Raw genomic sequence first — 13,306 nt, 5'->3', positions numbered from 1 at the left:
TTTTAAAAGTGTCTTGATACGAGGAACATTATCGGCGATCGCAATAGTTGGCTTCGTATGGTTTAAAAGGCGATCGCGGTAACGCATCTCCGACCTTGCTCGGGGATTCATATAGTATTTTTTGGTACGGCTTAATCGGTAGTTGCATTCCGAGGAGAAGAAGGCGATCGCGGAGAAAGCGGGCAAGGATAAGGCAGAAGAGGAGAAGTTGACGCGCGCGGCGTGCTATGCGGTGACGTGCTGGGCGGAGTATCCGGAGGAAAGCGATGAGCGGAACAGGAGCTTCGTAAGCGAGGCAGAGATTGCTTCGTCGCAACCCGAACTGCATTGGGTGATCAAGCAGAAGGAAGCTGGGTTGTTTGAATACATGCCAATGCAGAAGGTTGGAAATGCGTTGGAGAACGATTCGGTTGGTATTTTTAATGGGTTTTCTGAAATAATTTCCAGCTATGCTTCAAGTAAGTGGCCGATGTGCGTGCCGGTAATCAATGAGGTAACAAACAAGGTGAATGAAGGTGGTGTCGCAAAATCTATCTAGAATCGTACTAAGGACGTATTGGGTATCGGGGATTCGAAGAAAAAGAAATGAAAATTAAACTAATCGAAGACGGGAATTTTCCGTCATGGTTTCGACTCCTGTTAGTTATCGTTGGAACCATGCTCGCAGTGCTGGCACTATATTGCAACATGCCCTCCGTTCTTGCGAAAATTTCTTTACTTGTTGGTTTTGGGATAGCTCTTGTGGGTGGAATGACGAGTCGTGCTGCATTGCTTAAAATCAAGCCATTTGACAACAGCTACAAGAAGGCACGCGACAGCTACAAGACCAAGAGTGACGATAAACATCATTCGAAGTAGAAGCAACAAACCTAGTGGTGGTCGGGTTTGTGGCTTGTATCGTTGCTCGGTCATCGCGTGATGACGAGCTTACCGTGGTAGACCTCGATCCGGGTAGCGCGGTTGGTCAGTCAATTCAGCAGTTCAGTCCCGGAACATGACTCGCTTCTGTGTGCGGCAGTTATGGTGCATGGATACCGTCAACGCAAACAAGGTGGCTGCAGATGGCTGCCCCCATGCGCTGCAAAGCGGCCCGGCTCCCCCGAAGAACATATGAAGGTTGGCACAGCCGGTCATCCAATCCACTGATCAATCCACCCGCGCCGACACCGGATCGACGGCTGCTCTGCGTTTGCAAGCATCGCCTCCCACTGCACCAATTCCCCATACTTTCCACCCTTTCTCGCGGGTGTATCCCACTGGCTGATGATGCGATTTTCTACCTAAGATGAAGCAATCATGTGCGTGATACGGTGCCTGCGCGCGCATGGTTGAAGGGAGAGGGTAACGCCGGGGGGCAACGCCAGCGGATGTTTCCATCATGGATGCGAGAGTGTGCGCGGCGGCTGCCAGTCTTGCGACTGCAACGACGCCAACGGACGCGGCGGCAATCGCCGCGCGGACGACGTCCAGCCGGCTCGGCCGAGCCGCGTCGCTGCGCCACGCACTGATCGCAATCGTTTGCGCGCTGGGTGCGGCACCCGGCGTGCTCGCCGGAACGCCTGTCGATGTGAACGACTCGCCTGACACCGTGCGCATCGTCGCCGCCGCGAACCCCGCAAACCCCACCGATCCCGCCGTTTCGTCACACGACTCCGCCGTGCGTCAGGTCGTGCTGGGCATCATCAGTTTCACGCGCTGGCCCACGACGCCCGTCCGCCTGCATCTGTGCGTAACCGGCCGACCCGACTACGCACGCGGCCTGACCGACACGCTGCAGGCCGGCTCGACGCTGCTCGACGTGCAGCGCGTCCGCTTCGACGATCCGTCGCTCGGCATGGCCTGCGACGTCGTCTATCTCGGCACCCTGGGCGACGACGAGAGAGCGCGGGTGAGAACCGCGGTGGCCGGCCATCCGGTCCTGACGATCTCGGAACACGATCCGTCCTGCACCACCGGCAGCATGTTCTGTCTCAACGTCGACGGCGAACGCGTGTCGTTCGACATCAATCTCGATGCCGTCGCACGCAGCGGCGTGCGCGTGCACCCGAACGTGCTCAATCTCGCGCGACGGCCGGGGGCACCATGACACGGCACGCCCCTCCCGTTTCCCTTTCGCGCGTGCCGCGCCCGACGCTGCAAAGCGTGTTGCGCCGTGCGCACCTGCGCCTCGCGTTCGTCGCCGTCGCGATGGCCGCCGTGTCGTTGATCGTGGTCGCCGTGATCGCATTGCGGGCGTATGCCGGCAACAACCTGAACCTGTTGGCCCGCTCGCTCGGTTATACGGTCGAGGCGGCGCTCGTGTTCGGCGACCGCGTCGCGGCGAACGAGGCGATCGGCTTGATCGCCAGCGATGAGGACGTGGCGCAGGTGGAGGTCACGGACAGCAAGGGCCAGCCGTTCGCAACGTGGCAGTTGCCTGCCAGCGGCGAGCTCGCGCGGCTCGAGCGAGGCGTTGCCGACCTTGCGCTGCCCGGGCCCGTGGCCGTCCCGGTGATGCACGACGGCATCATCGTCGGCCAGGTCGTCGTGCGCGGCCGCGGACATCAGTTCTTCGGCTTCCTGCTCGGCGGCGTCAGCGGCATTCTCGGCTGCCTGGCCGTCAGCGTGCTCGGGGCGTATGTCAGCTCGAAGCGTCTGCTGCGCAACATCGTTTCGCCGCTGCGCGCGCTGGCCGGCGTTGCTCACGCCGTGCGACGCGAGCGTGCATTTGCGCAACGCGTCGAGCCTGCCACGATTGCCGAACTGAACGAGCTCGGCGACGACTTCAATGCGTTGCTCGACGAATTCGAAGAATGGCAGAACACGCTGCGCGACGAAAACGCGTCGCTGGAACACAAGGCGACGCACGATGCGCTCACGGGCCTGCCCAACCGCGTGCAGTTCGAGTCGCGCCTCGCGCTTGCTCTTCGCGACGCCGGGGTGACGGGGCAGCGGGTCGGCATCCTGTATCTGGATTGCGACCGCTTCAAGGAGATCAATGATTGTCTCGGCCACGACGCCGGTGACGCGGTGCTGATCGGCATCGCGGCGCGGCTGCGCACGCAGGTGCGCGAGGCCGATCTCGTCGCCCGGCTGGGCGGCGACGAATTCGCAGTGATGTTGGCGGCGGTGCGCGAAGCGGGCAGCGTCTGCCGTGTCGCCGACGAGATTTTGTCAGGCATGGTGCCGTCGATCGAGCTGTCCGACGGCCGCATGGTGGCCACCATGATGAGTGCCGGTATTGCGCTGTATCCCGATCACGCGTCGGACGCGAGCGGCTTGCTGCGCGCGGCGGATGCCGCGATGTACCGCGCCAAGCGTGCGCGGCCGGGGTCGTGGCAGTTGGCTGAAGGCGTTGTCGGGTCAGCTTGAGGTTGAGCGTTTTTCCCTGCGGACGAGGCCGCAGTAGAGGTTTAATGAATAAATGCGCGCGCGATGCGGGCGCATTCGAAGGGGTCGAAGATGAAAAACTCGTATCCAGTGTTCATTGGGCGGATGTGCATCGGCGGCGCGCTGCTGCTGTGCATGCTGCTGGGCGGCTGCAAGACGCCGCCGCTTCACCGTGGGCTGACGCAGACGCAGGTCACGGCGCTCAAGTCGGCCGGTTTCCAGGAGACCGGAGAGGGGTTCGAATTCGGGTCGACCGGGCCGATTTTGTTCGACTTCGATCGGTACAACCTCAAGCCGGATGTGCGGCGGATTGTCGAAAGGATCGGGCGGACGCTCAAGTCGGTGGGGATTAATGGGGTGCGGGTTTATGGGTACTCGGATCAAGAAGGGGCGGATGACTACGACTTCGAGTTGTCCAGGAGGCGGGCTGAGGTGGTGGAGATTGAGCTGGTTGATGTGGGGTTGGATGCGAAGCGGATCGTGATTGTCGGGAAGGGGAAGAGCGATCCGGTGGGGGATAACAAGACGCCGGTGGGGAGGGCGCAGAATCGGAGGGCGGCGATTGTGGTTTCGCCGAGGTGAGGGACTTATTTCACGGGGATGAATGGGCGAAACTTATCTGAGCGGTAAAAATGGGTTCCGTGTGTCGTGCGGAGCGTGGAATGACTCGATATGCAATTCGTGAAGTTCGCTTTCAAATTGGTGACCGCTTTGCGCAGATGGCATCTTAAACGGTCGGCGAGCTAGATATGTGAATACCGCCTACACCTACAACCCGTCGATTCCAAGCAATGGACGTTGATAGCCATGGATTTCCAGTCACACCTAGCGGTACTGGAAGCAGCTCAAGGGCTGTTGCAGCAAGGACTATCGTACATAGAAGGCAACCGGCGTCCCGGAGAAGGAGTGTTTCTGGCCGGTCATATTTTGCTTGCAATTTCTCGATATCACCGACTAACCAAAATTCGGTTGCCGGATTCACCGGCAAACATGAAGCAGCGGCCCCGGTGAGGTTTAGGGAACAGCTATCACTTACATCGAGCTGAGCCAATGCATGTTGGCGTGGACGATACCACCACAACCCTGGCGCATCTCGTATACCCTGAATGAGTATTTCAATCGTATGTAATGCACCTGCCGAAGGTGTTGCTCGGTGCTCCAAGTCGCCGCTGATTTCTCCGATTGGGCTGATAGTACGACATGCAAGCCCAGTTATGCTGCCGACCTGTTCTATGCTCAGATTCTCCGCCGTGTACCGTGTGCGGCGCCTCGCTAAAACGGAGAGGAAGCTTTCGGAAGATGTGTTTGCCGACTCCGGCAGCTTTTTCAGCCCGAGTACATTTGCCGAGAGCGGCGCGGGGAGGCGCGTACTCTGTCTCGGCTTTGGAGAATCAAAAAGGCTCGTGTCCAAGTTCATACATAACGTTCTTGTGCTTGATGCATCCACGACACTGACCGCATGCGAAGTTTGAGCGGTGACAGGAGTGTGCCCAAAAAAGTAGATCCAACGGAATACCTGACTGTCGTACCAATTCCGCCGATGTGAGATGAATTGCTGGCGCTCGTACTCGAATGCCACCCTCCTGAATACTTAAGAGCGTGTCCATCGCATCGAAAAATTCTTGTCTACCGTCTGTATGACTCGCATCCGTTGAAACGGCACCTAGCAGCAGTTCCGTTGCGCTATGCGCGAGCGCCGACGAGGCCGCGAGCGTTATCAACAGTTGGTTCCGATATGGCCACCACTCAGAAGAGGGAGCCAATGGATTGGGGGTGGTACCGCTTAGGTCGCCAGAACCGATGCTTGAGCAATCGACGGAAATACGCAGATGTTGTATGTCTAGAGCTTCGCAAATCTGCGAAGCGGCACGCAGTTCAGCTTCGGCTGGCAGTTGCCCGTAATCAATGGAAATGGCGAGCGCTGGCCGTAGCCAATAGGCAAGAGCCACAGAGTCCTGCCCGCCGGAGAGAAGCAATGCAGATTTCATCGTTCGAGTGCTGCCCATACCGCTTTGTAGATAGCTGAGTCGAGGTCCTGTTCGATCTCGCAACCAGTACCTTCGAGCATAGTTAGGTCGTCGCGCTTTTCAACCTGTGAGAACGCCACGACCGGTTTACGCCGAGACACCGCGTAGCCGACCTCAAAAAGTGTACCGGCATCTAGGCCATCACAGACGGCGAAAAGCACGTCACACCTGTCGATGCCTTGTAGGTCCTCACGTGCAACTATCTCTGCACGGCCTTCTCCTGCATCGTGAATTGGTGAAAATACGTCGACGCCCAACTTGAGAAATGTCTCTCGAAGGCTGTCAATCAACCATCTCTGAGATACCGTGAAGAATGGCCCTGCCAAATAAATTTGACGTCGTTCTCCTGTCACAGTGTTTGGTAAGCATGGTATAGGATTTAAATGAGTATCAAAATCTTTGGGTAACGGCAAAAAGCCCGAGTTGCAATAACTTGCGGTGGCTAGCGAGGCTCGATAAGCGGAAGCAACCGCATCGCATTTTTCGATCGCCCAAGCCTGACAAAATACTGCTGAGAAGACATCGCCAGACCCAATTGGCCAAACTCGATCAGTCTTGAAGCACGGCACCCTGGCCGTCCGACTGCCATCGGAGACTATTGCTCCGTGTGGACCTTGCTTGAGAACGACGACTGCGGCATTTTCTACAGAGTGAATTCCAGTTAGCTGCTCAAACGGATCGTTACTACCAGTCAGCAGGCGAGCTTCGGACGAATTAACCACATATGCCAGTTTCTTTGCCAGTGAGCCATTGTGAGAAAAAAAACGGGCGCGCAACGGAGCTTGCGGGTCGTAAACTGCCCATTCCGCGTCTACTTTTGCCGAGCCCTCTACCATGCCGTATCTGAGGATGACCTCACCGGCTAGGTCCATGGTTAGCTCTTCGTCATCTCTGTTGAGGGCGGGTTCCTGCTGAGGACTAGCAAGGCCATGCATCCAGCGAAATGCAAACAATTCTTTGGCGTGGTGAGGGACGAGGTCGAAATCATACGCACCCAACAGGCTGAGCTGCACCTCTTGTAACGCAGACTGTGCGATAAACGCATGTAGTTCTATGCTCTTGTTGATTTCGGAAAGCGCGGCGGCGGCTCTTCCGCCGGAACCCAAGACCTCACGTCGTTCGGGAAATAGGCATATTTCCCGATAGATACCGCCAGCAATTTGCAATGTCGTCATTTGCGCACGACCTGAATCTCGACACGAGCGCCCGAGACATCCCGGACTTCAGCGACGTATTCGTTACCTTGTGCCATGCACTCGATGAGTCGGAGCAATGCATCAGAGGTAATAGCACCGGCTCGACGGCCGTTGTGTAGTGCCACAACGACCTGCAATCCGCTGCGGCGAGTTTCCAGTACAACGTCAAGTTGCAAGGATCCTGCGCGCCAGTCGCGCTCAATTTCAGCGACGACGGTGGGAACCGGAGAGTTCAGAACTGTCCGGAATGTCAGCCGCTCACATGGGCTGCGCGTAGGTGATGCATCGTAAACAGTTCCACCGCTCCCCGACATTTGTGCTCCTGTATGTTCTTATCTCGATTGCCAAGCAAAAGGCTCACTTTGTTGTGCTCGTGTAATAATAGCGCACGGATACTGTCTTTTGTCGATCGAAATTTGTAAAATCGCAACAGTTAAGCGTTGACTTAGAAAAGCGTGCACGGGTTCTCGATTTTTTTACGGGTACATTGACAACAACGTCGGGCAAAGGCTCCAGATCAAGAAGAATGAGGGGAACATGTTTTCTGAATTCAAGAAGCGCCTTGTCGTAATGGGGTCATCTCCGTACGTCAACGGTGTTGCTGCTGTATTTTCTGTGCTCGCTGGAGCGCTTGCCTCATTTTTTACAAACTCCATTCGCTCTTCCTTAGCGCTGCCTGCAGATCCCAATGATGGCAATGTCATCGCGCTTGCGCACCTGCATTGGACTGGTGAGGCGATAGTTTTCTGGTTTCTCGTGGCTCTAGCGGCACTTTTGTTTGCGTGGAGTAAATTCTCAGATAGTGAGGTTGATAACGGACATAAGGAGTTTCTGAGCGAAAAACTTCATGGACTCGAAAGCATGCCTCCCGATGCGTTCCTAAAAAAATTGGAGGCGGAATATATCGTTGGCCGCGCCGCAGTCGCGCAAGCACGGGCTTCGGCGAATGCTCTCGGCGGAATGCTCATCCCCACGCAGGCAGATTTTCATATTCAAGCCATTTTGCGAGCTTTCGCGAGCGTTGCTAGTGCTTATGACGGTAATGTTAGTTCGAGCTATCGTGTTTATTTGATGTGCTTCTCGCGGCAATCGTGGCCTGAGGAAAAATTGAAGCGTGCGGTGAATGTCAAAAATCTTGCGCCACAGGCTCAATTTGGAGTATTGGAAACGTTTCCGTCTTTGCAGATTATATACAACGAAAACTCTAAAATAAAATCAGCCTTCGATTTGGTTGAAGAGTACGCGTTGCCGGTGTATGAGAAAACAACTCCTGCGGAGGATAAAAATGTGCTGCCGGGGGCTCCGAGAGCGTTTATTTCGAAGCGTATCTTTGAATGTAATTCAAAGGATAGATTGGTAAAAAATCTGAAAAATATTTTGGATGATAGAAGTCAGGCTGAGGCAATGAAGAATTTTTATGTTAATGGGCCGGCTCGGTCGGTAAAAAGCTTCATTTCTTTGGCAGTTCCAAAAAACGAATGGGTTCCGCAAACTGTCGATTGGCAGGGAAGCGAAATATGTGCTGTGTTGATGATTGAGGCGGACCACGAGGATTTGCTGAAGAATGCGGAAGGCTTTTTTTGTCCAGTGGTCCAGCCGTTGTTGTATATGCTGTCGGATTTGCTTGCTATGAGGAGCGTTCCTGCGGGCGTTCTCAATGAAAATGGCTCAGTTTAGTATTTGGATGGTGTGGGGCATGAGCGTGAAGGGTGGGATTTTTAAAATGATAAATCTTAATCCGTGGCCGTAAGCCGGCAGTCGTCCGGAGCGAACGCCGACCAATTGGACGGCTGCTTTGGTCTGACAGAGGAAGGCGACCACTCCCGGTTTCAATGTGAGCTATTTCAAAGACCTTTGGCCCAAGACTTCAGAAAAAGGCATTAAATTATTTTTTGAACGCGCCCGGCAGCTGCATCAGTGGATATTTGGACATATCTGGAAAATTCCGGATACCATGGTGTTTTGTTGGACGTCAGGAGAAATAAGAGTGAACCAAAAACTTTAAAATGATAATAGGGATCATTTTTTGGAAAGGCGAAGAGGCTTTTCAAATTTTTCGCTCCAAATCGCGGGTAGGGAACTGTGATTCCGTCTTGGTCGATATAGGTCAGTAAACCATCTTCAATGCTGATTATTAAATTGTGTTTATGGTGATGTGGTATGTCTGAATCGTAAAGTTGATTTATTTCATTCTCCAAATCTCTTGTGTCAAAATTCAATTTCTGACAGATTAGAAAGCTCGAAAATAGTTGTCGAGCATCATCGGTTGGGTTGAAGTGCGGTTGATCAGGTCTTGCGACTCCTGGCGTGCTGATGCGTTCTCCTAGCCTCTTAGTTGCTGCAAGTTTATTTAATGCTTGAGAGAAAGCGGTGCGTGAAAGCGTTGATTTAACTTCGCCAACACAATACACGGACTCAAGAGGAAAAAAGCGCTGTCGGTCGCCTTCCTGGTATAAAGGGGTCATCCTCGAGTCAAAGCAGATTATATCGCATTGCGTGCTCACATCGTCCATTGTTGATAGAATGAAGCCGGTTGAGAGATCGAGGCTCTGCGGGATAATAAACTTTAGGAAATCACGGACAATCGATTCTCGATATATTCCGTATTCGCCCGTGTGGAATAATTTCTCCTTTGATGGGTCGTAGAAGATTTCGGTCGACGTTGCGGAGAACGCGGCTCGAAAAACGTCAACTCGTTCTCGGAATAGTGTGTCGAATATTTTGCTAGCCATTTGCTTCGCCTTGGTCGGAAGTTTGGGGCGTGTTGACTTGGTTGGAGGTTAATCTTAAGTTCGTTCACTCTAGTTTAACTAAGCTCTCAACTCTGGTGAGCTGACCTGGTACCGCTGTTGTTGAGAGATCGTCGCTGATCGACTGACCGCAACGATTCGGCTTTGGCCTACCGCATTCGGCGGGAGTCGGCCATAAACCGACGTTCATCTCGGGCGAGACATGGACGTTTGTGCGATCCACTCGACCCTGACATCGGTTGTCCGCACGCCCGACCTGCCGTCTGCTTTTACGCTGCCCATTTCTGCCATCGGTTGTGAGCGCTACATCAGCATCGCCGCTCGGTTCAAGAATCGGTCGTTCGCAATGCGTGGCGGACCAATACCGAACGCGCATCGCGGAAACTCATCGATGCGTCCCGTCTGTTCGGCGAGTTGCCGCCCACTAGTCGCGATTTGCCGCCCACTAGTCGCGATTTGCCTAGGGAATCGATTCCGGCGAAAGCATGTCATCGGTGCCCAGCCTCGCGCATTGGCTTGCGAGCAGTTATTATCGGGCACTAGGGCCACCACGAATCAAACATTAACGGACCACACGCTTGGGAAACTACCTCTCAGCCATCCAGAACTGGTTCGGGGCCGGCTACTATGGGCGACACCTCAGCCTGATCTTGCGGGAAATTGGCAAGCGCCACCCAAAGGCTCTCACTTCGTTCATCTGCGTGGCGTGCGGTGTCCCGTCGAAGGAACTGACGGGCGTGGCTTTCGCTACGGAATATCGCTTTGACGGGAAGAAAAGCATCCGGTCCGCTGATCTCGCCGTGCTAGTCGGCGCGGAGGAGATTCCTCGCGTGCTCATTGAGATCAAGTACTTCGACAAGCCACTCCTTGCAACCCGGACGAAACCCGCTCAACTCGACGACTATGCACATTGGCAGCAGAGAGCACCCGGCCGCAAGGTGCTTCTGCTGTCGAGGGAGATGCACGACTCTGACAAGCTCATTGTGCGGAGATGGAGTGACCTCGCCCGCCATCTGACCGCCCATGTATCAGGCTCTGATCTAGTCGCGATGCTGGTCGACTACCTCAAGGAGGAAGGAATCGTCATGCAGAAGGTGGACCCGCACAAGCTGCTGAAATACTTCAAAAGCCTTACTTTCGGCCGCCACGGTGCTGGGATGCTTGCTAAAAACATTGACGGGCCAGCGGAGTTCACAAAGTTGCTGCGCAACCTGCAACTAATCGCAAGTGCATTTCATCCACATTTCCGAAGCGCCTGGTCCCGCCACAACGTCATCACCCCAAGTGTCGACTTCAAGATTCACCAGCGCCTGAAGACCCCAGGGAAGAACGACGCGTATACCAGCGATGATCGGTATCTGAACAATGCGTTGCGAGAGGGCGGATTCGTCGACTCTCACGCGCAATATTCACTGGGTCACGGTAGAACCTATCTGCGCATCCGAATAGGCTTGCGCGTGTACGTGACCGGGGCTTCGATTAAATCGGCGCCACCAGAGGCGTGGCTTTTCGTCGAAGCGCTTGGGGGTTCCCTGAGTCGTGCCGATGTCGAGTACTTCCGCCAACAAAAGATCCGCTACGACATGGTTACCCAAAAGGCTGAGGAGAGGACCGTGGTTGTCGAAAAGTATATCCACAAGATGCTGCTCGGTTTACTAACGGACATCCGATCCGACTCCCAAGCACCAGTTACGGTCTCCCAGCGCGAGGCGCTCACGCGACTGTACAAGTCGCTGACGAGCGGCAAGATCCCGACCTAGGCCATACGAACGGTCTACTTGTGCCTGTTGGCTACGGCAGCCAGAACTCGCACGGTGGCGACAATCTTTCTGCCTGTTCGACCGGTGCTTACATCCGTGATGTATTCATCTCACCGTTTCATCAACGCGAGAATTGACTGCCGCGAGAGGTCGAACGATCGCGGCACTTTGGAAATGGCATTTGATCCGCCAGCAGTCGGTAAGGCCGCTTCGAGTCGGCTACTGCCAATCGCGTTAGGTCATAAGCGGAAGTTCAAGCATGCACTGCCGAATGCACGCTTACCGTCCAACGGTAGTCGTCCAGGCCGACAGACTTGTTAACAATGAGACCGATGGTTTGACTGATCGCTATCGACGTCCTGTTCATTCGGCCGCAGAACTAGGAGAATGCCTCTTCTGATCAGAAGGAAAGACGAAATTCAAGGGGGCGGGCATGTCACTCAAGACGACAAAGGAACACCTAGTGCGGTTGCTCGGTGAAGCCGACAACAGTGTTATCGCGTTGTCGGGAAAGTGGGGCACTGGCAAGACTCATCTCTGGAATGAAGTCAAGAGCGAATCGGTCGACGATAAAGTCAAGAAGGCGCTCTATGTGTCGTTATTTGGTCAATCCAGCATCGACCAAGTAAAGAGAAAACTCATCGAGTCAGCTATCCCTGTTGTTGAGTCGCATAGCGGTGTTGTCGACTCTTTGAAGCAGATTTTTCGGATCGGAGTAAGGGTTGGCTCTGAGCACTACAAGGCATTAGCCGCACTCAACGACCTGAATTTACTGTTGATGGCCCCGGTGATACTTCGAAACTCCGTCATTGTCCTCGATGACATCGAGCGAAAGCATGAAAAATTGGGTATTGACGAGGTGCTTGGATTCATAGACGAGTATGCGAATCAGTATGGCTGCCGCTTCATCTTAGTTCTCAATGACGATCAGCTTGTCAATCAAGAGTTGTGGAAGACATTGCGAGAGAAAGTCATCGATCAAGAGCTCAAGCTAATCACGACGCCGGATGAAGCATTTGCCATAGCGATCAGGTTGACGCCATCGCCATATGCAGATGCGATCAAGCGGGCGTCAATGTCATGTGAGTTGACCAATATTCGGATCCTCGGAAAGATCATCAAGGCTGCCAATCGCATCCTGGAAAAACGCGAGCTGGACGATGCAATCATCGCTCGAGTTATTCCATCAATAGTGTTGTTCTCGGCTATACATTACTGTGGCTTGGTGGACGGTCCGGATTTTCAGTTCGCTTTGAATTTTGGATCCTCAGACTGGTCGGGCTACGCAAGGGAAGGAAACAAGGAGCCTAGCGAAGAGGGTAAGCGTGAGGACCGTTGGCGACTGCTAATGCGAGATCTAGGCATTAGCAGCTGCGACGAATTCGAAGTAGTGTTGGTCGAATTCTTGGAGTCTGGGCTGTTCGACGCCGGCAAGATCGCTAGGATAGTAGACGGTTACGTCGCCGAGAAGCAGAATTTGGAAGCCCGGGAAACGGCCAAGCAGTTCCTGGCCAAGGTCTTCTGGGATCATCGCGTTAGTGAGGCACGGTTGGTTGCTGAAGCCGCCGAGCTTCCGAAGATCGCTGGGATGCTGGATCCGTTCACGGCCACGGCGCTAGATTCGGCGCTGACAAAGCTTCCTGGCGGCTCTGCTATCGGGAGCGCAATCGTCGACGGATGGATTGCTGCATTCATGGCTCAGAAGCCCGAGGAAGTGAACGAAGAGAATCCGTTCAAACAGCCGCTGCATCCCGCAATCAAGGCTGCGTTTTCCGCGATCAATGCCGACGCCCAAGCTCGGACTACTGTCTTAGATGCATGCATGCACGTCATCGAAAATAGCGGGTGGGGAACAATGCAAGAGGTAGTCATGAAACGGGCGACCGCGGCCGATTTCGAGACGGCTATCCGCGAGATGGATATCAACAAGCTGCGGCGTTTCATGCGTCGGATGGTAGAAATGAGGCTTCAACGGCAAGTCTACGATCCGCACTTTGGGACGGCAACTGAACGCTTCGTCGAGGCATGCAGAGCAATTTCAAACGACGCAGCCTCCCCTCGATTGGCAGGGCTGATCAAGCACTTCTTCGAGGGAACGACCATAGCATCAGAGTTGGCACTGCAAATGCCTACAGAAGCTCCGGTGTCCCATCACGACAACAACGATTGAGCAGCAGTCGTATACGTATCGAGACGGACTCAGA

Annotated in this window: 11 protein-coding genes; 8 read left to right on the top strand and 3 right to left on the bottom strand. The window is 54.4% G+C overall.

The genetic code is table 11. The features are described from left to right. Positions 1 to 142: 142 nt before the first annotated feature. The 5 genes from ACTRWB_RS27905 (at position 143) to ACTRWB_RS27885 (ending at position 3,951) form a co-directional block, all read left to right on the top strand. The gene (locus tag ACTRWB_RS27905; protein ID WP_446903739.1) at positions 143 to 538 is read left to right on the top strand and encodes a hypothetical protein; all 396 of its coding nucleotides are present in this window, start codon (positions 143 to 145) and stop codon (positions 536 to 538) included. Between the two features lie 47 nt (positions 539 to 585). Further along, positions 586 to 858, top strand: coding sequence for a hypothetical protein (locus ACTRWB_RS27900; protein WP_446903738.1), 273 nt, complete (start codon positions 586 to 588; stop codon positions 856 to 858). 520 nt (positions 859 to 1,378) lie between these two features. Further along, positions 1,379 to 2,086 carry a YfiR family protein gene (locus tag ACTRWB_RS27895; RefSeq protein WP_446903737.1) on the top strand — a complete coding sequence of 236 codons (708 nt, stop codon included), beginning with the start codon at positions 1,379 to 1,381 and terminating at the stop codon, positions 2,084 to 2,086. Then, on the top strand, positions 2,083 to 3,351 hold the full coding sequence (locus ACTRWB_RS27890) for a diguanylate cyclase domain-containing protein (protein WP_412023909.1): 1,269 nt from the start codon (positions 2,083 to 2,085) through the stop codon (positions 3,349 to 3,351). Before ACTRWB_RS27895 ends, ACTRWB_RS27890 begins: the two co-directional genes overlap by 4 nt. Before the next feature lie 90 nt (positions 3,352 to 3,441). Further along, positions 3,442 to 3,951, top strand: a complete 510-nt coding sequence (locus tag ACTRWB_RS27885) for an OmpA family protein (RefSeq protein WP_412023910.1) — start codon at positions 3,442 to 3,444, stop codon at positions 3,949 to 3,951. An 809-nt stretch (positions 3,952 to 4,760) separates the two neighbouring features. Here the strand turns inward: ACTRWB_RS27885 and ACTRWB_RS27880 are convergent. Both ACTRWB_RS27880 and ACTRWB_RS27875 read right to left on the bottom strand, forming a co-directional pair. Continuing rightward, complete coding sequence (locus tag ACTRWB_RS27880) at positions 4,761 to 5,357, bottom strand: 7-cyano-7-deazaguanine synthase (protein ID WP_446903736.1); 597 nt, start codon at positions 5,355 to 5,357, stop codon at positions 4,761 to 4,763. After that, positions 5,354 to 6,571 (bottom strand): PfkB family carbohydrate kinase, encoded by a 1,218-nt coding sequence (locus tag ACTRWB_RS27875; protein WP_446903735.1) that lies wholly within the window; start codon positions 6,569 to 6,571, stop codon positions 5,354 to 5,356. Before ACTRWB_RS27875 ends, ACTRWB_RS27880 begins: the two co-directional genes overlap by 4 nt. A gap of 558 nt (positions 6,572 to 7,129) precedes the next feature. Between ACTRWB_RS27875 and ACTRWB_RS27870 the strand changes: the two genes are divergently transcribed. Next, positions 7,130 to 8,269, top strand: a complete 1,140-nt coding sequence (locus tag ACTRWB_RS27870; RefSeq protein WP_446903734.1) for a hypothetical protein — start codon at positions 7,130 to 7,132, stop codon at positions 8,267 to 8,269. 203 nt (positions 8,270 to 8,472) lie between these two features. Here the strand turns inward: ACTRWB_RS27870 and ACTRWB_RS27865 are convergent, their stop codons facing one another. Next, complete coding sequence (locus ACTRWB_RS27865; RefSeq protein ID WP_446903733.1) at positions 8,473 to 9,324, bottom strand: DUF6602 domain-containing protein; 852 nt, start codon at positions 9,322 to 9,324, stop codon at positions 8,473 to 8,475. 596 nt (positions 9,325 to 9,920) lie between these two features. Here ACTRWB_RS27865 and ACTRWB_RS27860 point away from each other — a divergent pair. Further along, on the top strand, positions 9,921 to 11,102 hold the full coding sequence (locus ACTRWB_RS27860; RefSeq protein ID WP_446903732.1) for a hypothetical protein: 1,182 nt from the start codon (positions 9,921 to 9,923) through the stop codon (positions 11,100 to 11,102). Positions 11,103 to 11,535: 433 nt separating this feature from the next. Further along, complete coding sequence (locus ACTRWB_RS27855; protein ID WP_446903731.1) at positions 11,536 to 13,272, top strand: P-loop NTPase fold protein; 1,737 nt, start codon at positions 11,536 to 11,538, stop codon at positions 13,270 to 13,272. Positions 13,273 to 13,306 lie beyond the last annotated feature (34 nt).

This window comes from Burkholderia sp. YIM B11467, from assembly GCF_052952715.1.
This window is presented reverse-complemented; position numbering and strand designations above follow the sequence as displayed.